At 59.1% G+C, this 20,839-nt stretch carries 25 protein-coding genes; 11 read left to right on the plus strand and 14 right to left on the minus strand.

Features of this window, described 5'->3' with window-relative positions; all coding sequences use genetic code 11:
* Positions 1–37 precede the first annotated feature (37 nt).
* The 6 genes from AC2TDJ_RS02490 to AC2TDJ_RS02515 form a co-directional block, all read right to left on the minus strand.
* Positions 38–1,132: a flagellar basal body P-ring protein FlgI gene (locus AC2TDJ_RS02490; protein WP_480838907.1), complete on the minus strand. Its 1,095-nt coding sequence runs from the start codon at positions 1,130–1,132 to the stop codon at positions 38–40.
* Positions 1,129–2,136: a flagellin gene (locus AC2TDJ_RS02495; protein ID WP_480838909.1), complete on the minus strand. Its 1,008-nt coding sequence runs from the start codon at positions 2,134–2,136 to the stop codon at positions 1,129–1,131. The genes AC2TDJ_RS02490 and AC2TDJ_RS02495 overlap by 4 nt, the downstream gene beginning before the upstream one ends.
* Before the next feature lie 2 nt (positions 2,137–2,138).
* Positions 2,139–3,590, minus strand: a complete 1,452-nt coding sequence (flgK, locus tag AC2TDJ_RS02500) for a flagellar hook-associated protein FlgK (protein WP_480838911.1) — start codon at positions 3,588–3,590, stop codon at positions 2,139–2,141.
* Between the two features lie 32 nt (positions 3,591–3,622).
* The gene (locus AC2TDJ_RS02505) at positions 3,623–4,918 is read right to left on the minus strand and encodes a flagellar hook protein FlgE (RefSeq protein WP_480838913.1); all 1,296 of its coding nucleotides are present in this window, start codon (positions 4,916–4,918) and stop codon (positions 3,623–3,625) included.
* A 97-nt stretch (positions 4,919–5,015) separates the two neighbouring features.
* Positions 5,016–5,855, minus strand: coding sequence for a flagellar motor protein MotB (locus AC2TDJ_RS02510; protein ID WP_480838915.1), 840 nt, complete (start codon positions 5,853–5,855; stop codon positions 5,016–5,018).
* 88 nt (positions 5,856–5,943) lie between these two features.
* Positions 5,944–7,263 (minus strand): FliI/YscN family ATPase, encoded by a 1,320-nt coding sequence (locus tag AC2TDJ_RS02515; RefSeq protein WP_480840196.1) that lies wholly within the window; start codon positions 7,261–7,263, stop codon positions 5,944–5,946.
* A gap of 106 nt (positions 7,264–7,369) precedes the next feature.
* Between AC2TDJ_RS02515 and AC2TDJ_RS02520 the strand changes: the two genes are divergently transcribed.
* From AC2TDJ_RS02520 to AC2TDJ_RS02560, 9 genes are read left to right on the plus strand one after another with little or no spacing between them, the layout of a single operon-like run.
* Positions 7,370–7,756: a FlgB family protein gene (locus AC2TDJ_RS02520; protein WP_480838917.1), complete on the plus strand. Its 387-nt coding sequence runs from the start codon at positions 7,370–7,372 to the stop codon at positions 7,754–7,756.
* Positions 7,757–7,767: 11 nt separating this feature from the next.
* Positions 7,768–8,154 (plus strand): flagellar basal body rod protein FlgC, encoded by a 387-nt coding sequence (gene flgC, locus AC2TDJ_RS02525; RefSeq protein WP_480838919.1) that lies wholly within the window; start codon positions 7,768–7,770, stop codon positions 8,152–8,154.
* A gap of 12 nt (positions 8,155–8,166) precedes the next feature.
* Positions 8,167–8,457 (plus strand): flagellar hook-basal body complex protein FliE, encoded by a 291-nt coding sequence (fliE, locus tag AC2TDJ_RS02530; protein ID WP_480838921.1) that lies wholly within the window; start codon positions 8,167–8,169, stop codon positions 8,455–8,457.
* Between the two features lie 3 nt (positions 8,458–8,460).
* Positions 8,461–8,733: a flagellar biosynthetic protein FliQ gene (locus AC2TDJ_RS02535; RefSeq protein ID WP_480838923.1), complete on the plus strand. Its 273-nt coding sequence runs from the start codon at positions 8,461–8,463 to the stop codon at positions 8,731–8,733.
* Positions 8,733–9,443, plus strand: a complete 711-nt coding sequence (locus AC2TDJ_RS02540; protein ID WP_480838925.1) for a flagellar hook-basal body complex protein — start codon at positions 8,733–8,735, stop codon at positions 9,441–9,443. Before AC2TDJ_RS02535 ends, AC2TDJ_RS02540 begins: the two co-directional genes overlap by 1 nt.
* Before the next feature lie 20 nt (positions 9,444–9,463).
* Entirely contained in the window at positions 9,464–10,249 is a 786-nt protein-coding gene (flgG, locus tag AC2TDJ_RS02545) for a flagellar basal-body rod protein FlgG (RefSeq protein ID WP_480838927.1), read from the plus strand.
* Positions 10,249–10,662 carry a flagellar basal body P-ring formation chaperone FlgA gene (gene flgA / locus AC2TDJ_RS02550; protein ID WP_480838928.1) on the plus strand — a complete coding sequence of 138 codons (414 nt, stop codon included), beginning with the start codon at positions 10,249–10,251 and terminating at the stop codon, positions 10,660–10,662. The genes flgG and flgA overlap by 1 nt, the downstream gene beginning before the upstream one ends.
* Positions 10,662–11,393: a flagellar basal body L-ring protein FlgH gene (flgH, locus tag AC2TDJ_RS02555; protein WP_480838930.1), complete on the plus strand. Its 732-nt coding sequence runs from the start codon at positions 10,662–10,664 to the stop codon at positions 11,391–11,393. The genes flgA and flgH overlap by 1 nt, the downstream gene beginning before the upstream one ends.
* A gap of 9 nt (positions 11,394–11,402) precedes the next feature.
* Positions 11,403–11,903, plus strand: coding sequence for a flagellar basal body-associated FliL family protein (locus AC2TDJ_RS02560; RefSeq protein ID WP_480838932.1), 501 nt, complete (start codon positions 11,403–11,405; stop codon positions 11,901–11,903).
* Between the two features lie 37 nt (positions 11,904–11,940).
* On the opposite strand, the gene AC2TDJ_RS02565 is transcribed toward AC2TDJ_RS02560, so the two are convergent.
* The 8 genes from AC2TDJ_RS02565 to AC2TDJ_RS02600 form a co-directional block, all read right to left on the minus strand.
* Positions 11,941–12,336, minus strand: a complete 396-nt coding sequence (locus AC2TDJ_RS02565) for a hypothetical protein (protein ID WP_480838934.1) — start codon at positions 12,334–12,336, stop codon at positions 11,941–11,943.
* Positions 12,333–13,421, minus strand: coding sequence for a flagellar type III secretion system protein FlhB (gene flhB, locus AC2TDJ_RS02570; protein ID WP_480838936.1), 1,089 nt, complete (start codon positions 13,419–13,421; stop codon positions 12,333–12,335). Before flhB ends, AC2TDJ_RS02565 begins: the two co-directional genes overlap by 4 nt.
* A complete protein-coding gene (locus AC2TDJ_RS02575) occupies positions 13,418–14,191 on the minus strand; it encodes a flagellar biosynthetic protein FliR (RefSeq protein WP_480838938.1) in 774 nt (257 codons plus the stop codon). Before AC2TDJ_RS02575 ends, flhB begins: the two co-directional genes overlap by 4 nt.
* Positions 14,188–16,215, minus strand: a complete 2,028-nt coding sequence (flhA, locus tag AC2TDJ_RS02580) for a flagellar biosynthesis protein FlhA (protein ID WP_480840198.1) — start codon at positions 16,213–16,215, stop codon at positions 14,188–14,190. The genes AC2TDJ_RS02575 and flhA overlap by 4 nt, the downstream gene beginning before the upstream one ends.
* Before the next feature lie 69 nt (positions 16,216–16,284).
* The gene (locus tag AC2TDJ_RS02585) at positions 16,285–16,983 is read right to left on the minus strand and encodes a transglycosylase SLT domain-containing protein (RefSeq protein ID WP_480838940.1); all 699 of its coding nucleotides are present in this window, start codon (positions 16,981–16,983) and stop codon (positions 16,285–16,287) included.
* A 73-nt stretch (positions 16,984–17,056) separates the two neighbouring features.
* Positions 17,057–17,485 carry an Lrp/AsnC family transcriptional regulator gene (locus tag AC2TDJ_RS02590; RefSeq protein WP_480838942.1) on the minus strand — a complete coding sequence of 143 codons (429 nt, stop codon included), beginning with the start codon at positions 17,483–17,485 and terminating at the stop codon, positions 17,057–17,059.
* Between the two features lie 55 nt (positions 17,486–17,540).
* Positions 17,541–18,860: an MFS transporter gene (locus AC2TDJ_RS02595; protein ID WP_480838944.1), complete on the minus strand. Its 1,320-nt coding sequence runs from the start codon at positions 18,858–18,860 to the stop codon at positions 17,541–17,543.
* Positions 18,861–18,863: 3 nt separating this feature from the next.
* Entirely contained in the window at positions 18,864–19,121 is a 258-nt protein-coding gene (locus AC2TDJ_RS02600; RefSeq protein ID WP_480838946.1) for a metal-sensing transcriptional repressor, read from the minus strand.
* A 130-nt stretch (positions 19,122–19,251) separates the two neighbouring features.
* Between AC2TDJ_RS02600 and AC2TDJ_RS02605 the strand changes: the two genes are divergently transcribed.
* Together AC2TDJ_RS02605 and AC2TDJ_RS02610 are read left to right on the plus strand one after the other, a co-directional pair.
* On the plus strand, positions 19,252–19,866 hold the full coding sequence (locus AC2TDJ_RS02605) for a ribonuclease D (RefSeq protein WP_480838948.1): 615 nt from the start codon (positions 19,252–19,254) through the stop codon (positions 19,864–19,866).
* Positions 19,863–20,831, plus strand: a complete 969-nt coding sequence (locus AC2TDJ_RS02610; RefSeq protein ID WP_480838950.1) for a KpsF/GutQ family sugar-phosphate isomerase — start codon at positions 19,863–19,865, stop codon at positions 20,829–20,831. The genes AC2TDJ_RS02605 and AC2TDJ_RS02610 overlap by 4 nt, the downstream gene beginning before the upstream one ends.
* Positions 20,832–20,839 lie beyond the last annotated feature (8 nt).

The raw sequence follows: 20,839 nt of genomic DNA on the forward strand, positions 1-20,839 counted from the left end.
TTTTTCCCGCCATCGCGTTTATTCGATGCCGGATTTGTCACCGCACCACGAACTCGGCATGTAATGCACCCGCGGCTTTGATCGTTTTCAATATGTCGATCATGTCGCGGGGTGACACCCCAAGTGCGTTCAAACCGGCAACAACTTCGGACAGGGTGGTGGCCTCGGGTATCTCGGCCAGCCCGGTGCCCTCATCCTCTTCGATGCCGGCGATCGTGCGCGGAACGACAACTGTTTCGCCGCGAGCGAAGGGATTGGGCTGAACAGCAATCGGCGCTTCTTCGACCGTCAGGGTCAGGTTGCCCTGCGATACAGCCACACGCGAGATCCGCACGTCTTGCCCCATGACAATAGTGCCGGACCTTTGGTCAACCACCACTCGGGCTTTGCTTTCAGGTTGTACCAGAATATTCTCAATGCGGCCGATGGCATGCGCGGTTGAAATGGACTGGGTCGCAGAGATGTTCAGTTCGACCGTGCCGGAATCCCGCATTATTGCGACGGCGCGATTGAATTCTGTGTTGATTGCCACCTCAATGCGGCCTGCCGTTGTGAAATCCGGCTCCCGCAGCGCCAGCCTGAGCTGGGTGAGTGCGGACAGTTCGAAGTCTATTTCCCGCTCGACCCGCGCGCCGGAGGGGACGACACCCGATGTCGGAACACCGCGCGTGACCGAGGCCGCTTCGCCTTCGGCTACGGCGCCACCGGCCAGAACCGTGCCTTGTGCCACCGCGTAGATCTGCCCGTCGGCGGCGTTCAGCGGTGTCATGACCAGCGTACCACCCAGCAGGCTTTTGCTGTCTCCGATGGCGGAAACCGTTATGTCGATCTGGCTGCCGACCCGGGAAAAAGGCGGCAGAGTCGCGGTGACGAGCACTGCAGCAACGTTTTTTGGCCGGAAGTCCTCTCCGGTCACGTTTACGCCCAGCCTTTCCAGAATATTGGACATGATTTCTTCGGTGAAAGGTGAATTGCGCAACCCATCCCCGGTCCCGTTCAGCCCGACAACCAGTCCGTAACCGACGAGATCGTTACCGCGCACTCCGTCGAAATCCACCAGATCTTTCAATCGGATCGCGCCGGCGTTGGCCAGGCAGGGCAACAGCATCAATAGGAATAGAAGAACTCTCATCTCAGGAAATTCACCAGCGAAAGACTGGCGTTGCGAACCGTTACGGAATAGAGGCTTTCCAACTGAAACTGTACGGTTTGCAATCGCGCGGCAGTTTCATATGGATCCGCCTCGATCAATGCACTACGGGCGTGTTTCGCACTGGTTTGTTCCGCTGCGTTTCGCGTGGCCGCCTGTTCGACACGGGCCTCTGCCACGCCAACTTGTGCACGCAGTTTGACAGTTTCGTCCTGGGTGTTCGCGAGGCCTACACCCAACTGAGTGAACAACGCGGTCCTTTGGCCTGGCGCCAGGTTGAGCGCGCTGTCAGACACAAGCGCGGCGACAGCGACATCGCGCAGAGCTGCCTTGAAGGCGGGATCGATCGCCGTGATCGGAAGGTCTATCCTTTCTTTGTCCGAGATCTGCATGGGTGTCAGCGATGTCGCGGACCCTTGATAGATGACGGCGTTGAACCCGGCTGGATTGTTGAACCAGTTCTCAGCAGCCTGACGGATGCCCGCTGCGGTAGTAATACCTGTCAATTCGGTTTGCAGGGCGTTCAGTAGCGTTTCGGCCGGCGGCAAGGGTGACACATCGGTCGCTGTGCCAGAATACAGGCTGCGCCCGCCGACCCGCGTGTTGAGAGCCGAGACCAGTGTGTCGAGCTCATTGCGAGCCTGAACCGAGGCTTGCTCATGGGTTACCGTCTGGTTTGCGGTCCCAAACGCCAGCAGCGAGGCGGACAGCTCACCGATGGAATCGCTGAACGTCGTCATGCTGAGTTGCATCGCATCGGTGAACAGGTGCGCCTCGGCGGTTGCAACGCCAAAGGCGTCCAGCCGCGCCAGCTTGTGATCCAGATCGAGCAAGTGTGAAAAATCGCCACCCAATCTGCCCGAGACGTCCTGCACCTGTCCGGTGGACATTTCATATGACAGGGTTTCGATCTGGGATTTGATTTCGGTGCTGCGCGCTCTCAGGGTCAATCCCCGCGCCAGATCGCCAATAGAATTCAGTGTCATGATCAAAGCCTCAGCAGAGTTTCCATCAGTTCATCGACCACCGCGATGATCCTCGCATTTGCCGCGTATGTCTGTTCGATCTGCATCATGCGCTGGAGCTCCTGATCGCTGTCCACGCCCTGCTCGGCCACGACTTTTTCCATCTCAAGCTGGGCGCTGGCGGCAAAAGTTTTGCGTTGGTTGGCAACATGCGCATCTGTCCCCGCTTTAGACAACAACGCTTCAGAGACTTCTGCCGCACGCATATTACCGGTTCCAAAGCTGGCACCTGTCACCGCGCGGCCGGTGTCAAGAATCGCTCTGAACGCTTGCAGTAGAGAGGCATTGCCCGGATCACCTGGAGTTATGGCGCCAAGTCCGTCACGCAGTTTCCAACTTGCGCCGCCCGTGTCCGGATCAACGGCCGCATTGAGTTCGATCCGTGATGCCAGACCAATTTGAGCTGCCGCGTTAAACCTGTTACCGCCGTCGGTGAACAGGCCTGCATCCGCCGCTGTAACCGTTGGATCCAGACCCGGTGCCTCAAGCCGCTCGATCAGATCACGGGCAACGGCGTCCAGATTTGCCTGCGCTTCAACGGCCAACTCATCACGAATCTCAAATTGTGCCACAAGGGCACCGCCCCGAATCTGGGCATAATCTCCACTGACCCGAACAGGCTGGCCGTTGACCTCGAGGCCGGACAACAGCCCGTTGCCGACTGTCATGTGAGGCATCGTCTCACCGGTAGTGGAGAACGAAAACTCGGCTGCCTTTCCTTCCAACAGGATGAGGCCGCCATCCGAATACAGTGAAACCCTGTCGTTTTCGCGGGCGATGACGTTGACGGGTATGAGTTCGTTCACTTTGTCGATCAACACCTGCCGCTGATCCAGCAATCCGCCGACGTCGCCTCCGGAATTTCGCACAGAGGGAATTTTTGCATTCAGCGCTTCGATATCCTTGAGTCTCTGGTTCAGCGTTTTGACCTGATCGCCAATGGTTCTGTCGGCGTCAGAGCGCATTTGCCTTAATCCCTCCGAGGATGCGTTCAGCGCTTTCGACAATTCACTGCCCGCGCGCGCAACCTGATCCAGACGCTCGGCAGAACCTGGCAGGCTGGCAGCCGTGATCAGGCTGCCTTCAAAACCCGCAAGGCGGGCGGCGATCGAGGTTGGTTCCGTCGCGCTGCCAACCAGTTTTTCGAACCCCGACTGGAACCCTGATATGGCTGACCTGTTGGCCATGTCAGTATCCGTCGCGCGGCGGTTGGCCAAAAGCACGGGGTCCTGGTGGCGCGTGATTCCGACCACGCGAACCCCGTTGCCGGAAACAGGGCTGGTCGCCAATTCAAGGGTCCGGCGCGCATAGCCTGGCGTCAGGGCGTTGGCGATGTTGCCCGAAACAACCGCCGCGCCGCGGCTGGCCGCGCTTAACCCGCCCAGTGCGTTGCTCAGTGCCGTCGACATGTTCATGGATCAGTTCCTTTCCGCCGGTCAGCCCTGGATCAGCGTTTGATATTGGTTGTTTCCTGCAGCATCTCATCCACTGTCTGGATTACCTTGGCGCTGGAGGAATACGCCCGCTGTGTCTGGATCATCGAAGTGAGTTCCGTCGCGACATCCGTGGTCGATTCCTCACGCGCGAAGGCAACCAGATCACCCGTTGGGCCTTCTCCGGCATTCCAAAGAAAAAACGTCCCACTTTCCCGCGATGGGGCATAGGTCTGGCTGTCCAACGCCGTCAGGCCGTTGGGGTTCGGCACATCGGCCAGTGGGATCTGGAACATGCGGCGGCTGACGCCAGTGTCATAGAAGGCGTAAACATAGCCCTTTTCATCAACCTGAACGCTGGTCATCGTCCCGACGGCCGAGCCGTCGCGGGTGATCGAAACCGGGGCGAACGTATCCGACAACTGCGTGATGCCGTCCGTATCACCGATCTGGCCGATATTGACCTCCATCGGCCCGCCCGCCACGTTCACGACGAAACTGCCGGTTGCCGGATCATATGCACCCCCGGAAACGGCCGTGACGCTGGCAAGCGTTCCGCCTGCTGTCCGGCTGTCGGTAAAAGTCAGGGTGTATTCGCCAATTACCGCGCCGCCCGAGGCTGAATCCCGCATGGTCAGGGTCCATTCATTGCTGGACCCGTTTGCCGGAACTGTGGGAGTCAACTCTATGTTGACGCTCTCGGATTTGCCCAGATTGTCGAAATACTCCACCGACAATGGCTGAACGTCGCCTGGGGCGCCGGCTTCGGTTGCAGTGGCGGGCAAGTTCATCCGCAAGTTCATACCGGTCGTGGGGGAACCCGAAAGCTGATTGACGCTCAATTGAATTGGCACCAGTGCAGCAGGCGTATCGCGGGGCACGCTGGGGATCGATCCGTCTGCTGCTGCGGGCCAACCCAACAGCACAAGACCGGATTCTGTCACAAGATACCCTTCTTCATTCGTGCGAAAGGACCCGGTGGTGGTCAGCTGCATTTCACTTGACCCGGTCCCGATTTGGGAGCTGGGCCGCACCGGCAGCATACCGCGCCCGCGGACGGCCAAATCGGTAGAGTTGTTTGTGGTCACCAAGGATCCGCGCTGATCGATCATGCGCTGGCTCGTGGTTCTGACACCCCCGGCGGAATAGCTGCCGCCCTGGCCGGAAGTGACCATGGAGTGAAAGTCGGTCTCGACCCGCTTGTACCCGAATGTCGACGAATTGGCGATGTTGTCTGAAATGGTGGCCAGCCTGTTGGCATTGGCTTTCAACGCCGCCACACCGGCATTCAGCGAAGAGGAAATGGTCATCGGCACGCCCTTCTGTTGCGTCAATCGTTGCTGCAACAGGTAACGCGCTGGGCCTTAACAGCGCGCTAACAGGTAAAATGCGCAATATAGTTTTGGATCACGGGTTTCTCAGGAAGATGATTTCAATCCGGTTGTTGCGTGGTGCCATCGGGTTTTCCGCCACCAGTTCCCGGTCCGCATGACCGGCTACGCGATCAAACCGCTGTGCCGCCATTCCCTTGTTCTGCAACATCTGACGCACCACCCGAGCGCGCGATGTCGACAGATCCCAGGACGGGTTTTTTGCAAGCACCAGCGGTTCAGACCGCACATGCCCCTCCACTGCGACAGCGTTCGTCACAAGGTCCGACGATCGAGTGATCAACAACGCCAATGCCCGCAGCATGTCCGTCGGCTTGTCTGAGCCTGAGGCGAACAATGGCTGATCTTCGGTATCGAAGATCTCGACTACCAACCCCTCATCCGTGACGCGCGTAATGATGTGTTTCAGCAATTTGTCAGAAACCACGCTCTCTCCCGTGCGACCCAGCAGGTGCGCCTCGAGCGACGAAAAATCCTCGGACACGTGCTGGCCTCCGCCTTTGTCGTCAACGCCGGTCGAACCTCGGGCCTCCCTGGCTCTGGTCGGGTTGCGCTTGGTGGCACCCGATCCGTCCATGACCAGAGTTTTTTCGGAAAACATGTTGTTGCCGCCAAAGGCGCCGTCACCGCCGCCCGAAACCGGATTGACCGGAATCGTGGGCGAAAAGTAGTCGGCCAGCCCCTTTCGTTGCTTTTCCGTTGTTGCGTTCAGCAGCCACATCAACATGAAGAAAGCCATCATGGCCGTGACAAAGTCAGCATACGCGACTTTCCACGCACCTCCGTGATGGCCTTCGCCACCCGATACACGCTTCTTCTTGATGATGATTGGCGCCGCATTGGATTGCGCACCCATCTCCACCACCTTCATATCACCCGTCTACCGGGGTAGCAGGGCAGGTCTTAAGGTGGACTTAACACTTAAAACTGTCTCGTTTTTCGCATTATCTGGCCAGCCCTGCATGTGCCCGACGCAGGATCAGTGACAGCCTGTTGAAACTGTTTTCGATCCCGTCCGATTCAGGTCTGCCGAAAAACGCATCCAATTCCTCATGCACCCGAACCGCCTGATCCAGCAACGGGTCGGCGCCCTCGGCGTAAAGACCGGCTTTGATCATCACTTCGGATTGTTCGTAACTGCCGACCAGTTTGCGGGTTTCCGAGATCATGCGGTTTTCCTCGTCGGTTGCTGCTTCCGGCAGGCTGCGCGAAACCGATCGGCTGAGGTCAATCGCCGGAAACCGCCCGCGTTCGGCAATGTCGCGGCTCAGGACGATATGACCGTCCAGAACCCCTCGCAGGATATCTGCAACGGGCTCATCCATGTCTGAGCCTGCAACCAGAACGCTGAATACCGCCGTAATGTCACCTTGATCCGCTGTGCCCGGTCCCGCGCGTTCGCACAGGTTGGCAATCATCGGTGTCACGGATGGAGGATAGCCACGCAGCGAAGGTGCCTCGCCCATGGCCGCAGCGATTTCCCTGTGCGCTTCGGCAAACCGTGTCACCGAATCGGCCAGGAACAGGACATTCAGACCCTGATCGCGCAGATACTCAGCCACGGACATCGCCGACCAGGCACAACGGCGACGCGCCAGCGCCGACTGATCCGAAGTCGCGGCCACGACCACCGACCGCTTCATCCCTTCAGTCCCCAAAGCGCGCTGGACAAACTCATTCACTTCGCGCCCGCGTTCACCAACCAATGCGACAACCACAGCATCTGCCTGCATCTCGCGCGCCAGCGTGGCCAGCAGAGTGGACTTGCCAACGCCAGAGCCAGCGAACAGGCCGATGCGCTGTCCGCGTACGATGGGCAGCATGGTATTTAGAACCGCCAACCCGGTTTCCATCCGCTCACCCAGCGGTCTGCGCGCAACAGCAGGCGGCGGCGCGCGCAACATGTCACCCTCCTGCGGGCCACCTAACAGCGGTTTACCGTCAAGTGGTCGACCAAATGGATCAACGACTCGCCCGAGCCAATGCATCCCCGGAGCAAATGCCGCAACAGGTTGCAACACCACCGGATCACCCAGAGATACCCCGTCTGGCGCAGAACCGGGCAGCATATGCACCCTGTCCGATTCGACGTGCAACACCTCGCCCGCGAGGTCCCGCCCTTTGCGACGACGCAGAATCAGGTGATCCCCGATCCGCGCCGTGTCGGACAGACCGTCGATTTCGATCACCCCATGCGCCACGCCCGCCACGCATCCCATATGGCGCAGTGCAGAAATCCTGTCGAATTCGCATTTCAGAATCATCGGATCGAGATCGGACATCGCGGGTTCTCCAACTGGTTTGTCGAAAACGGTTTCTAAAGGAATCGGGGTTAAGCCTTGATTGAAATCGATCGAGGGAGAAGCCCCGATGTTCAATGACCTGAACGTCTTTAGGACAGCGTACGCAATGGCAACCCATGCCGGACAACGGCAAGCTGTCATTGCGCGCAACATGGCCAATGCGGATACTCCGGTTTACCGCCCGCAGGATATCGAGGCCTTTCAGACGGCTTTCGAAGATACTAAGCGCGGGGCCGAAATGGTCGCCACGCGGCAGGGTCACCTGCACGGCGCCTCCGCTGCTCAGCCCTGGGCAGAATATGTCGCTGCCCCGCAGAGTGATCCCAACGGCAACGGGGTTTCGCTGGAAGTGGAAATGCTGAAAGCGGTCGAGGTGAAACGCCAGCATGACCGCGCTCTGGCAATCTACAAATCTTCGATCGGCATGCTGCGCACCAGTTTGGGTCGCGGGTAAGGGAGGGTGAGATGAGCGATTTTTCCCATTCCCTGTCTGCTTCCGCCAGCGCGTTGCGGGCGCAGGCGACCCGGCTGCGCCATGTCTCCGAAAACATCTCGAACGCCGACACGCCGGGCTACCGGCGCAAGACCGTCCCCTTCGAAGCGGTCGAGCGGGACGGTCGCATGACTGTGCAGGCCGGGCGGGTCAGATTGGATCGGCGCGACCTGACGCGCATCTACGACCCGAGTCATCCGATGGCGGATGCAAGCGGCCATTTCCGCGGTTCGAATGTCGATCTGATGATTGAGATCGCCGATGCGCGTGAGGCGCAACGCAGCTACGAAGCCAACCTCAAGATGTTCGACCAGACCCGGCAGATGTCGTCGAGTCTGATGGACCTACTTCGCAAATAAAGGACAGCCAGAATGGATATCCGATCGCTGACCGCGGCACAGAATTATGCCGTCGCGCGCCCCGCAACGCAGGCCAATCCCGATCACGAAGGGATGGCTCAAGGGTTGCGCTCCACTTTCCAGGACTTTGCCGCCACGCTGAAACACAGTGAACAGGCGGCGCAAAGCTCGATGGTCGGACAGGCCGATCCGCATGCGCTGGTGCAGGCGCTGGCCCAGGCCGAACTGGCCGTGGAAACCGCCGTGATCGTCCGCAACAAAGTGGTCGAGGCCTATCAGGAAATCCTGCGGATGCCGGTCTGAGCCATGCTGAGCGAAGGTCTGTTCTATGACATTGTGCGACAGGCGCTTTGGGTCGCGGTGATCACCTCGGTCCCGATCCTGGCGGTCGCGCTGATATCCGGCCTCGCCGTGGGTCTGTTTCAAGCCCTGACCTCGGTGCAAGAAATGACACTGACCTTCGTTCCGAAACTGATCGCCATTGTTATCGTGTTCTGGATCTCGATGGGATTCATGACCCAGACGCTGGTGACCTTTTTCACCACGACCCTCATCCCCTTGATCGCAGGAGGTCGCTGATGGACACCACCTATGTCACCCTCTCTCGCCAATCCGGCTTGTTGAACGAAATGAGGTTGGTCGCGAACAATATCGCCAATGCCAACACCACCGGATACCGGCAGCAGGGGCTGGTCTTCTCGGAATTCGTCCGGGACATGCCGGGTAACCCGTCCCTGTCCATGAGCCGTGCTGAGGCACGCAATACATCGCTGCATCAGGGGGTGCTGACAGAAACCGGCGGCCAGTTCGACTTTGCTGTCGAGGGCAACGGGTTCTTCATGGTCGAAACGCCAGCCGGCAATCGTCTGACCCGTGCCGGCAGCTTCTCGCCGAATGCCGAAGGCGATCTGGTCGCGATGGATGGCGCGCGCGTGCTGGACACCAACGGTGCGCCGGTTTTCGTTCCCCCGGACGCAGCCACGATAGACGTCGGCAGCGACGGCACGCTGAGCGTTGATGGACAGCTACTGGGCCAGATCGGCGTTTACCGCGTGGTTGATCCCAAAGACCTGGTGCGCGAAGGCAATACGCGCTTCCGCACGACGGGCGATGTGGAACCGGTCGAAGAACCTGTCGTCCTGCACCGCTTTCTGGAAGGGTCGAACGTCAACGCTATCGAGCAGGTCACCCGGTTGGTTGAAATCCAACGCGCGTATGAACTGGGCCAAAGCTTTCTGGAAACCGAAGATGAACGGGTTCGTGGGGCGCTCAAGGCCCTGATGCGCTGATTAGAAAAGGAGATTAGGTTATGCGTGCATTGAAGATCGCGGCCACCGGCATGACCGCGCAGCAGATGCGGGTCGAGACGATTTCGAACAACCTCGCGAACATGAACACGACGGGTTACAACGCCCGGCGGGCGGAGTTTGCCGATCTGCATTATCAGCAAATGGCCCGGGCCGGGACAGTGAACGCCTCGGATGGGACGGTACTGCCGACTGGCGTTCAGCTGGGGCTGGGCGTTCGCCCCGCAGCGGTGACGGTTCAGCTGTCACAGGGCGCTCTGTCCGCAACGGGCAGCGATCTGGATATCGCCATCGAGGGGCGCGGATACCTGGAAGTGACCCTGCCAAACGGTCAGTCCGGTTTTACCCGCGACGGCAGTTTGAAACGGTCAGCCGAAGGGTTGATCGTGACTTCGGACGGTTTTGCGGTGGCACCCGAGATCACCATTCCCGACGACGCCCGATCCATATCGATCAATGCGGCGGGAGAGGTCTATGCCTATTTCGACGACACTGCCGAGGGCCAGTTGCTGGGTGAGTTCACGTTGGCCAGTTTTTCGAACGCCAAGGGTCTCGAGGCTATCGGTAGCAACCTGTTCAAGGAAACTGAGGCTTCGGGCGCACCTGTGGTGAGCACCCCCGGTGAAGACGGGCTGGGCACGCTGCGGCAAGGGTATCTGGAGGACAGCTCGGTCGATGCCGTGCGCGAGGTCACCGAACTGATCGAAGCGCAGCGGGGTTATGAAATGAATGCCAAGGTCATCTCTGCCGTTGATCAGATGATGGGCGCAACGACGCAGGTGCGCTGATGCGGGGACTGGTTCTGTTTCTGGCAATGGTTCCCACAAACGCGCTGGCCGAGATTGTCGTTCCAACCCGAACCATCCGCGCCAAGGAAGTGATTCAGGCAGAGGATCTGGAAACCAAAGCCCTGGATGCGGCGGGAGCCATCACAACGCCGTCCGATCTGATCGGGCAGGAGGCGCGCGTGGCCCTCTATCCGGGTCGTCCCATTCGCCCCGCGGATTTCGGCCCACCTGCAATCGTCAACCGCAACGATCTGGTGACACTGGTCTTTGGTCACGCCTTGTTGTCCATCTCGACAGAGGGACGGGCCCTTGGGCGTGGCGCGGTCGGCGAACGGATCCGCGTGATGAATCTGTCATCGCGTACCACAGTAACGGGCCTTATCCGGGCCGACGGTCAAATCGAGGTTCAGTAATGCCCTATTTTCCCGCTTTCCTGCTATTGTCTTTGGTTGTCGTTTCCGCCTGCGGGCGCATGGATCACTTGGGTAAGCCGCCGAGCCTGACACCCAATACCGAATCCCCCGAACATGTTGCGATGCTTTGGCCAGGGCTACCGCTGCACACGCAATCCCAACGGACGGTCGATCAATCCTCGTTGTGGAGCGGCGGGCAGCACTCGCTGCTTGGTGATCAACGCGCGATAAAAAAAGGGGACATTCTGACCGTCGTGATCGAGCTGGATGAGAAGGCAGAGATATCAAATGACACAAACCGGTCACGGGTCGGGTCGGAAAGCCTCGCCGTGCCCAGCCTTTTTGGCCTGCCGCAACGCGCCGCGGACCGATTGCCGACCGGCGCGTCCCTGGACGAGGCTGTTTCGATCGACTCGGAATCGTCCAGCAAGGGAAAAGGTTCGGTCAAACGCAAAGAAAAGCTGACGCTCCGGGTCGCAGCAACGGTCATTGACGTCTTGCCAAACGGTGTTCTGTCGATCTCGGGCACGCAGGAGCTGCGGGTGAATTTCGAACTGCGAGAGCTTCTTGTGTCCGGATATGTTCGGCCCGAGGACATCTCGCGCCAGAATGAGATCACTTATGACAAGATCGCGTCGGCGCGGGTGTCCTATGGCGGTCGTGGGCAGATCACAGATGTGCAGCAACCGCGATACGGTCAGCAGATTCTTGACTCATTGCTCCCGTTCTGAGGTGCCGACGTGCTGAAAAAGCTTGTACCTATTGTCTTTCTGACCGCAGGCCTCGCCGTTGGTGTCGGTGCAGGGAATGTGCTGAAGCCAGCAAACAAGGCGCTGGCCGCGGCCGGTAAAGACACTGCCGAAGTCAAGCCGGGAAAAGGTAACTCTGCAAAGTTCAAGGAAAACGAAAAATCCGCCCAGTTCGAATACCTGAAGCTAACAAAGCAATTCGTGGTTCCTGTCGTAGCAGATGACGAGATCTCCGCGTTGGTCACGATGTCCCTCAGCCTCGAAGTGAGCCCAGGTCTTGCGGAATCCTTCTACGAGATAGAGCCCAAACTGCGGGACGGGTTTCTACAAGTGCTGTTCGACCACGCCAATATCGGCGGTTTTGACGGTGCGTTCACGCAGTCCGACAATCTGACCACACTGCGCAATGCATTGCTGGAGGTTGCCCGCAAAGACCTGGGCGAAGACGTTTCCCGCGTTCTGATCATGAGCGTTGCCAGACAGGATACGTAGATCACCTTGCACTGATTGCACCCCTAGTTCTGTCGATCTATTCGATGATTTGCGATATCCACGTGCCCTGTTGTGACAGCCGTCTCTTGACGAGCTCCTGCTGCAATAGATCATCGACAGCCCGTTTCCGGCCAAATGCCTTACGCAAGTTCTCGATCGCGGCCAGTTTTTGCGCGCGCAGCCTGGCAAGTTCGATATTCAGCTGGCGACGGGTTGCCGATTCCCATCCATGCCAGAGCATGTCGCTGCCCGTGACCCGATAACCTTCCGTCTGATCACCTTCTGATCGCACCTGAGAAAGCTGAGCGCTCAGGCGCGCCAATTCCCGCTGTACGCTCGCCTCTTTTTGAAGTAGCGGGCGAAGCTGTTGAAATTCTTTCTGAAAGGCGGCTTCGGTCACTGCGGCGAGGTCGGAGATCCGGGCGCGGGTCATGCGATCTGCTCCTTTGCCCGTTTTCGCATTGCTTCGGCAAACCGGATTGCAGCGGCTACGGGGCGATAGTGTTCTTCGGCGATCTCCTGCCCAATTTCGACAGTGGCATGCAGCGCTCGTGCGGTTGGCGGGTCGGAATGAATGGGCACACCTGCCTCGCCGGCAGATGATCTTATGGCGGCCGCAACTTCATCCAGCCCCTTGGCAACACAAACTGGCGCAGTGCCGGCGGCGCGCGACCATTTCAGCGCGACTGCGTAGTGCGTCGGATTGACAATAACGACGTCAGCCTTCGGAACATCGGCCATCATCTGATTGGATGCGATGTCCTGCGCCCGCTGACGGCGATGTTGTTTGACGTGAGGATCGCCTTCGGCATCCTTGGTTTCGTCCTGAATCTCCTTTCGTGACATCCGATTCTTGCGCATGTGTTCGGCGTGCTGCCAAAGATAGTCGACAGCACCGATTCCCAATGCAATGGCGATCACGATGAACAGGAAGCGAAACAGAAGGTTCATCATCAGCAGGATCGAAGAGCGAGCAGGCGCAGCGCTGGCTGACAGGATCTCGGAAAGGTTCGCGTGCAAAAAAAATGTCAGGCAAGCGCCATAGATCAGCAGTTTGACAAAACTCTTTGCGAATTCGAACAGACCGCCCCGACCAAACTTGTTTTTGGCATTTGATGGGATCGAAATTCGTGATGCGCGCGGCTTGAGCTTGTCGGGCGCAAAGACAAGCGCGCGCTGGGCGATCAGGCTTAGCAGGACAGCCACAGCCGGGATCGCAAACAACAGGGACACCGGGACAAGCGTCGCCTTCAACAAGCCACCAACCGGGCCGAAGGAAGGCCCAGTGGTGAGCAGGTTGGAAAACTGCTCGGGCTGGTCAACCAGAGCCACGAATACTGATCCAAGGCGTTCTACCGAATAATGTCCTGCTGCCAGCAACGCGATCAACAATCCGGAATAGGCGGCAACCACAGAAAGGTCGTTGGACTTGGCCACCTCTCCCTTCTTCCGAGCCTTTTGCAGCTTTTGTGGCGTCGGCTCAAATGACTTGTCACTGTCATCGTCCTGTCCGCTCATCGTGGTCGTCCCAACGGATTCTGGAGAAACACAATCAGCGCATCGGACCAGACGGACAGGATAAGAGGTGTTCCGGCAAAGAGAAGAAATAGGCCCGCAAAGGTAATGGCCGGGGCGCCGACGAAGGCCACCATGAGCTGTGGCATGGCCCGGTTAATGACCCCCAGCGCAAGGTTGTAAATCAGCGAGGCGATGACAAACGGGGTCGCCAGGGAGAAGGCCAGGCCAAAACTGCGTGAGATTTGCTGAACGCCCCAATGCGACAGATCCGGGGCTGCGGGTGTGGCTCCGACCGGAAACAAGGTGTAGCTGAACACCATGAATTGTGCCGCGCGGATATGCAGACCCATCAAAACGGCCAAAGTCAGGCCAGCCAAAGTCAGCAAATATCCCATCGCCGGAACCGGATCGGCCGCCGCCCCGCCCAGAATCTGGGACAGCGATGTGGCTTGCGCCGCGATCGAACCTGCAGTCTGAAGGGCCAGCACAAACAAGCGCAATCCGATGCCCAACGCCAAACCGATCAGTATCTCGGTGCCGATCAAGCCGACCGTCGAAATCAAATTCTGTTGGCTGACAGGTAATGGAATTGCCGGTGTCACGATCAGTGTGAAAGCCGCCGCAATTCCCAGTTTCACCTGCCGCGGGATACTGCGTTCACCAAAGGCCGGCAGTACCGAAACCAGTGCAGAGATCCGCAGAAACACGGTAAAGACATGCAAGAGGCCATCCCCCAACTGAGCCAGCAACTCTGTCGGCAAGGCAATCATGCAGGCACCGTTCCGACCAGCGCGGGCCGCGCTTCGAGGCCTATTTCCTCGAATGACAGGACGGGGTTTGACACCCCACGCGCATGCATGATCGTGCGCAGTAACCGGCGCCGCCGGGTTGACGTTACAATCGCCGGGAACAGCCCGTGATCAGCAGATTGCGCAACACTGGCGACAACGCCATCGGCCAGTTTGTTGAACAGGTTGGGCGGCAGGGCAACATCAAGACCGGCATTGGGCGCGTCGATCTGATAGGTGGTGAACGTATCCTCCCATTCTGGGGCCAGCTGGATCAGCGGGATCGACCCGTCCTCACGTTTCATATCGGCAACGAGTTGAAAACCCAGCCGCTGGCGCACCAGTTCGCAAATGCCCTCTGGCTGTGTGGTGGTCAGGCGCGCCTCGGCCACGCTTTCCAGGATCAGGGCCATATTGCGGATCGAGACCCTCTCATCCAGCAGCAGGCGCAGCACCGCGTGCAGCGTATCGATTGGCACCTTGTCGGGGATCAGCTCGTCCAGCAGCTTGCGGTTGGCTTCAGCCCGGATCGGATCGCTGAGGCGGGTCATCTCGGACAGCAGGCGGCGCAGTGACTTCAGCGTCAGCAGGCGCGAGAAATTCTGTTTGATGATTTCCAGCAGATGGGTCGCCAGAATCTCGGGCGGTGTGACGATGGTGGCACCGTTCAGGGCGGCGGCCTCCTGATCCTTGGGTAGAATCCAACGGGCTGGGGCACCATAGACCGGTTCGGTTACATCGGTTCCGTCTGGTAGCAGCTCATGGCCATCCTGCACCAAGGCCAGAACCAGATCGGAATTCAGAACACCGCGCGCCTGTTCCACACCCTGAACCTTGATCACGTAGGTGCCAGTGGGCAGTTCGGCGCGATCTGTCAGGCGAATCTCGGGCAGGATCAGCCCATAGCTGGATGCAACATAGGTCCGCATATTGGCGATCCGCGCGTCCAGCCCCGTTCCCGGATCCAGCACCATGCTGACCAGATCTGGCGCAAATTCCAGATGCACATCGTCCAGATCCAGAACATCGCCGATCGCTTGCGAGACAGATGTGTCCGCTTCCGCCTCGGGCGATTGATTGGCCAGCTCCTGCGCTTTTTGAGCGCGTTGTACAGAATAGGCGGCGTAACCCAGCACGCCCGCCCCCAGAATGAAAGGCAAAAAGGGCAGCCCGGGGACCAGTGCAAACAGCACCATAAGAACGGCAACCGTGCCCAACGCCGCCGGGTGCCGTCCAAGCTGCGAGAAAATGGCATTGTCGGTTGCCCCTTGTGTTCCCCCACGGGCCAGCAGGAGAGCCGAAGCAATTGAGATGATCACGGCCGGGATTTGTGACACCAACCCGTCACCGACCGTCAGGATCGCGTAGGTTTCAAAGGCCGACGCGACCGGCATGCCGTGCACGATCACCCCCATTACCAGACCCATTACGAGGTTCAGCAAGGTGATCAACAGCCCCGCGACTGCATCGCCCTTGACGAATTTCGACGCCCCGTCGAGCGAGCCGAAGAAGGTCGTCTCCTGTTGCTCGCGCTCGCGCCGTTCCTTGGCCTGCTGGTGATCGATCGCTCCGGCGGACATGTCGCTGTCGATGGCCAACTGTTTGCCGGGCATCCCGTCCAGTGCAAAGCGGGCCCCGACCTCGGCCATGCGGGCGGCACCCTTGGTGATCACCATGAAATTCACGATGAGCAGCACGCCGAACACCACGAGACCGAGGAATATGCTGCCGCCCATGACGAACTGGGCAAAGCCTTCGATGACGTCGCCTGCCGCATTGGTGCCTGTGTGACCCTGACCGATGATCAGCTTGGTCGAGGACACGTTCAGCGACAGGCGCAGCATCAGAGAGGCCAGCAGTATTGTCGGGAAGGACGAAAAATCCAGCGGTCGTTCGATAAACAGGGTCAGGGTGAAGATCAGGATCGCCAGCGCGAACGAGGCCGCCAGCCCGACGTCCAGAACCCAGGCCGGCATGGGGAGGATCATCATCACGATGACTGTCATCAGGGCTATGGCCAGAAGGACTGTTGGCGAGAACAGGGTGCGGATGTCGATCCGGGGCACGTGCGGCTCCTAATTGAAGGCGATGAAGGCGGCAACAGAACCAGATGCGGGTACCAGAGAGCCGAGCGTGCTCTGTCGGGTTTCGGCGCCCCACTCGGGTATCAACGGCGTGGCTGGCTGTGTGAACGGGTCGCGCGAAGCCTGAGTGGAATGCTCCGTAGGTGCGCCGTCCAGCTGCGTCAGAACCATTTGAAACCGGCCGGAATACGCGGCGGCCAGATTTGGTGTGCGGGAATGATAGGCCCCGGCCGCAGCAGCCCACGATCCCAGCTCGGTATGCAGCTGCTTGAGAAAGCGGGCAGCGTAGCCTGCGTTTTCCGCCGGATCAAACATGGCGTCGATCGATTGAAACGCCTTGCCGTGCCAGCGGTAGTTGATCTGAAAACAGCCGACATCGAAGCTGCGTGTGCCGGATCTGAAAATGTCGAAGACGTAGGCTTTGGCTTCAGCCTCGGACCCGAACCAATACCCTTGCCCTTCGACATTGACGGCCCAGGGCCAGGGCTCCAGCCGTCCGCCTTGCACGCGCCCGGTTTCAACGCGGGTAATTGCCCTCAGCACATCCAGAGGCACCCCTTCGGATTGTGCCGCGCGTCTCGCGGCCTGATCGCAGATACCGACCGAATCAGAAATAGGAGCAGCCAACGCACAAAGCGGCGCAAATACCTGCGCCAGCATGAGAAATATCAAGGTCTTTGCGTGGGGCATTCTGCCGGTCCGGGGTTTTGATCAATCCGGGACAAGCTAGCCAGTTTTCGGTTTACAGAGGGTTAGCGCGGCCTCAGTTTCGGTCGATCCGGCGACCAAAGACCACGCTTGTATTGGTGCGCAGAACGCCGGGTATCCGGGCGAGGTCATCCACCAGAATGTCGAGATCTTCGATACGGGGGGCTTCCGCTGACAGAAGAAGGTCGAACTCGCCATTGATCGACAGGCATAGTTTGACCTCCGGGTAAGCCTCGAGCCGCTTTATGATGCGGTTGGTTTCCTTTTGCTGCACCTCCAGCAGGACAACGACCTGAACCCGTGGCGTATCTTCGGTCTCGCCCAAAATCACTGAATAGCCGGCAATCACGCCACGTTCTTCCATCCGGCTGATACGTTCGTGAACGGTCGTGCGCGCGACACCCAACGTCGCGGCAATATGCGTCGTCGAAGCGCGAGCGTTGTTTTGCAGTGCGGCAATGATACGGCGGTCAAGCGAGTCCATGCGTGCTCCGTTTCGGGCGGGGTTTTCGCTGTTTAGAACAGGTCGCGATCCGGGCTCAAGGTTTGTGCGGAAACCGCGGGTGCAAATCGTCGATGATGATTGGATGAGAGTGCGGTCTGTCGCCGGCGATATGCGGATGATCCCGCGGCAGGTCGGGGTGTTCGTGCTCGACAGGCGCATCATCACGGCGTGGCCAAATGATCAGAGCTGCGACCAATCCCAGGATAGAAAAGGTCGTCATCCACGCCAGCGCCGCAGTGGCGCCGAGCCCGGTCATCAGCCCACCGGCCAGTGGATACAACGCCAGCCAGCATCCGTGAGAAAGAGTGAACTGGGCGGCAAAAACGGCCGGCCGGTCTTCGGGCTGGGCCGAACGTGTCAGCAACCGCCCGGAAGGGGTCAGTGTGGCCGAATAGCCAAACCCGGTGCAAGCCCAGAGAATTGTCAAAAGACCAAGCGACAAGGGTACTGCCGCCGCCAATATGGCCGCCGCAGCCATGGCCGCAATGCCAAAGGCGGCACCAGTCATCATGACTTTGCGATCCTCGAACCGCTCCAAAAGGTTTGGCAGTGCAAAGGCAGCGAGCATCGAGCCGCCCCCAAACCCGGCCAGTGCGATGGCAACGGCGCTTTCGGACAGGCCCAGATCGCTTCGTACAATGACCACAGTGTTTACGATCACCATCGAACTGAGTGCCGCCGCGCTCCAGCTCAGGGCCAGAAGCCCTCGCAAACGGGGCGTATTCAGGTAGATGCGAATTCCTCGGGTGGTGCGGTCATAGATACCGCGCGGTTTGCCCGGCTTGGGAGAGGGCAGCGCGACCGAAACCACAAGAAGCGCCGAGGCGACAAACCCAATGCCTGTTCCCCAGAACAAACTGTCAAAACTGACAATCAGCAGCACAGCCGCCGCCAGCATCGGGCTGAGCAGGCTTTCAAGGTCATAGGCCAGTCGCGAGAGGGACAGAGCCTTGGTGTAGTCCCTCTCGTCCGTCAGGACGTCGGGGATGGTGGCCTGAAAGGTCGGTGTGAATCCTGCCGATGCCGATTGCAGCATGAAAATCAGCACATAGACCTGCCAGACCTCGGTGACAAAGGGCAAACACAACGCCACTGCAGCACGCACCAGATCCAACACAACCAGCATCCTGCGCCGGTCCAGTCGTTCGGCAAAGGCAGCAGCAACCGGAGCAACGGTGACATAGGCGACCATCTTTATGGTCAGCGCCGTACCCAGCACCAGACCCGCGGCGTCGCCGGCCAGATCAAATGCCAGCAGACCCAGCGCGACAGTCGCCAGCCCTGTTCCGGTCAACGCAACAACCTGCGCGGCCAGAAGGTGACGGTACACTCGGTTGCTGAGAATGCTGAGCATCGTTCAGAGATACTTTGTGATGGTCTTGAAGTCTTCGATCCCACCGCTTTCGGTATCGGACGTCAGACAGTTTTCAATGTGGTCGTGAATCAGGACGCGTTTTGCGTTGGTTATGGCTTTTTCCACGGCAAAGAGCTGCTGCGCGATGTCCGCACAGGGCGCGTGATTGTCCAGCATCGCAAGGACCTTGGCCAAATGCCCGTGCGCGCGCTTCAGCCGTGCGGCCACCCTGGGATGGGATTGATGGGTGCGTTTAGTCATGATTATCCCTATCCCCCCCTAGAGGATCGAGTCAAGATCACATCACCTGCCCCCCTTCAATGGTCGGATGGCGTTGAGTTTGATCTCCAAACCCCCTATTTCGGGGCGAAAGTGTTTGAAGGATATTTCCGTGGCGAACCATCTGTACAAAAACGACCTGCCGGACGGGCTGGACCTGGGTCCTGTTGTGGCCATCGATTGCGAAACCATGGGTCTGAACCCTCACCGGGATCGGCTATGCGTTATCCAGATGTCCGGTGGTGACGGCGACAGCCATATCATTCAGGTGGAAATGGGACAGACCAAAGCGCCCAACCTGTGCGCCATGCTTGAAAATCCGGACGTGTTGAAGCTGTTCCATTTTGGCCGCTTTGACATCGCCGCCATGTACCATACGTTCGGTGCGCTGGCAGCTCCGGTCTATTGCACCAAGATTGCCAGCCGTCTCGTGCGCACCTACACCGACCGGCACGGGCTGAAGAACCTGTGCCAGGAATTGCTGGGCGTCGATATCTCGAAACAGCAGCAGATGAGCGATTGGGGCGCCGAAACTCTGTCCGAGGCGCAACTGGAATATGCCGCGTCCGACGTGCTTTACCTGCACCAGCTGCGCGACGGTCTGAATGCGCGTCTTGAACGCGAAGGCCGGACCGAGATGGCTCAGGCCTGTTTTGACTTCCTGCCGATGCGTGCGAAACTCGACCTCGCCGGTTGGCCCGAAACGGATATCTTTGCGCACTCATGACCGATACCGAAGCATTCCTGCGAACTGCCCGTCAGGTCGTCACCGATGAAGCCCGCGCGCTGGACGTGCTGGCCGACAGCCTGGACGAGCACTTTGCCAAGGCCGTGCAGCTGATCCTGCAAGCAACCGGGCGCATCATCATCAGCGGTATCGGAAAATCAGGCCATATCGGCCACAAGATTGCCGCCACGCTGGCCAGCACCGGTACGCCGGCCTATTTCGTGCATCCGGCCGAGGCCAGCCATGGTGATCTGGGAATGGTGTCCAAGGGCGATGTGGTTCTGGCCATTTCGAACTCGGGCGAAGCGCCAGAGCTGGCAAACTTGCTGGCTTTCACCCGCCGCTTTGGCATTCCGTTGATTGGCCTGTCCAGCAAGCCTGAAAGCACGTTGATGAAACAGGCCGACGTACATCTGCTGATTCCTGCTATGGGGGAAGCCTGTGGGTTTGGCATGGTGCCGTCGATCTCGACAACGCTGACATTGGCGATGGGGGATGCATTGGCGATTGCGCTGATGAAATACCGCGATTTTAAACCTGAAGATTTCCGCGCCTTCCACCCTGGCGGCAAGCTTGGAGCGCGGTTGAGCACTGTGCGCGACCTGATGCATTCCGGAGCAGCGTTGCCACTGGTACAAGCCCATACCGCTATGAGTGATGCCCTGATCGAGATCAGCCAAAAAGGATTTGGTGTAGCCGGGGTGACAGACGCGCAAGGGCATTTGGTGGGGATCATCACCGACGGCGACCTGCGGCGCCATATGGACGGTCTGCTGGAAAAAACCACAGAACAGGTCATGACCGAGAAACCGACCACCATTGCCCCGGGTGCGCTGGCCGAAGAGGCCGTGGCAATCATGAATGACCGGAAAATCACTTCGCTCTTTGTTGTCGATGCTGACATGCCGGGGCAGGCGCAGGGCCTGCTGCACATCCACGACTGCCTGCGCGTCGGGTTGGGCTGAGGGAGGTC

It is taken from the genome of Ruegeria sp. HKCCD6647-2, assembly GCF_057221075.1.

Excerpts from the sequence above, each read along its gene's own strand:
- AC2TDJ_RS02510 (WP_480838915.1), bottom strand. The coding sequence starts at position 5,855 with ATGGGTGCGCAATCCAATGCGGCGCCAATCATCATCAAGAAGAAGCGT.
- AC2TDJ_RS02490 (WP_480838907.1), bottom strand. The coding sequence starts at position 1,132 with ATGAGAGTTCTTCTATTCCTATTGATGCTGTTGCCCTGCCTGGCCAAC.
- AC2TDJ_RS02585 (WP_480838940.1), bottom strand. The coding sequence starts at position 16,983 with ATGCCCCACGCAAAGACCTTGATATTTCTCATGCTGGCGCAGGTATTT.
- AC2TDJ_RS02565 (WP_480838934.1), bottom strand. The coding sequence starts at position 12,336 with ATGACCCGCGCCCGGATCTCCGACCTCGCCGCAGTGACCGAAGCCGCC.
- AC2TDJ_RS02590 (WP_480838942.1), bottom strand. The coding sequence starts at position 17,485 with ATGGACTCGCTTGACCGCCGTATCATTGCCGCACTGCAAAACAACGCT.
- flgK (WP_480838911.1), bottom strand. The coding sequence starts at position 3,590 with ATGAACATGTCGACGGCACTGAGCAACGCACTGGGCGGGTTAAGCGCG.
- flgH (WP_480838930.1), top strand. The coding sequence starts at position 10,662 with ATGCCCTATTTTCCCGCTTTCCTGCTATTGTCTTTGGTTGTCGTTTCC.
- AC2TDJ_RS02595 (WP_480838944.1), bottom strand. The coding sequence starts at position 18,860 with ATGCTCAGCATTCTCAGCAACCGAGTGTACCGTCACCTTCTGGCCGCG.
- flgA (WP_480838928.1), top strand. The coding sequence starts at position 10,249 with ATGCGGGGACTGGTTCTGTTTCTGGCAATGGTTCCCACAAACGCGCTG.
- AC2TDJ_RS02520 (WP_480838917.1), top strand. The coding sequence starts at position 7,370 with ATGTTCAATGACCTGAACGTCTTTAGGACAGCGTACGCAATGGCAACC.
- AC2TDJ_RS02515 (WP_480840196.1), bottom strand. The coding sequence starts at position 7,263 with ATGATTCTGAAATGCGAATTCGACAGGATTTCTGCACTGCGCCATATG.
- AC2TDJ_RS02575 (WP_480838938.1), bottom strand. The coding sequence starts at position 14,191 with ATGATTGCCTTGCCGACAGAGTTGCTGGCTCAGTTGGGGGATGGCCTC.
- AC2TDJ_RS02535 (WP_480838923.1), top strand. The coding sequence starts at position 8,461 with ATGCTGAGCGAAGGTCTGTTCTATGACATTGTGCGACAGGCGCTTTGG.
- AC2TDJ_RS02610 (WP_480838950.1), top strand. The coding sequence starts at position 19,863 with ATGACCGATACCGAAGCATTCCTGCGAACTGCCCGTCAGGTCGTCACC.
- AC2TDJ_RS02505 (WP_480838913.1), bottom strand. The coding sequence starts at position 4,918 with ATGACCATTTCCTCTTCGCTGAATGCCGGTGTGGCGGCGTTGAAAGCC.
- flgC (WP_480838919.1), top strand. The coding sequence starts at position 7,768 with ATGAGCGATTTTTCCCATTCCCTGTCTGCTTCCGCCAGCGCGTTGCGG.
- flhA (WP_480840198.1), bottom strand. The coding sequence starts at position 16,215 with ATGACAGTCATCGTGATGATGATCCTCCCCATGCCGGCCTGGGTTCTG.
- flgG (WP_480838927.1), top strand. The coding sequence starts at position 9,464 with ATGCGTGCATTGAAGATCGCGGCCACCGGCATGACCGCGCAGCAGATG.
- flhB (WP_480838936.1), bottom strand. The coding sequence starts at position 13,421 with ATGAGCGGACAGGACGATGACAGTGACAAGTCATTTGAGCCGACGCCA.
- fliE (WP_480838921.1), top strand. The coding sequence starts at position 8,167 with ATGGATATCCGATCGCTGACCGCGGCACAGAATTATGCCGTCGCGCGC.
- AC2TDJ_RS02495 (WP_480838909.1), bottom strand. The coding sequence starts at position 2,136 with ATGACACTGAATTCTATTGGCGATCTGGCGCGGGGATTGACCCTGAGA.
- AC2TDJ_RS02600 (WP_480838946.1), bottom strand. The coding sequence starts at position 19,121 with ATGACTAAACGCACCCATCAATCCCATCCCAGGGTGGCCGCACGGCTG.
- AC2TDJ_RS02540 (WP_480838925.1), top strand. The coding sequence starts at position 8,733 with ATGGACACCACCTATGTCACCCTCTCTCGCCAATCCGGCTTGTTGAAC.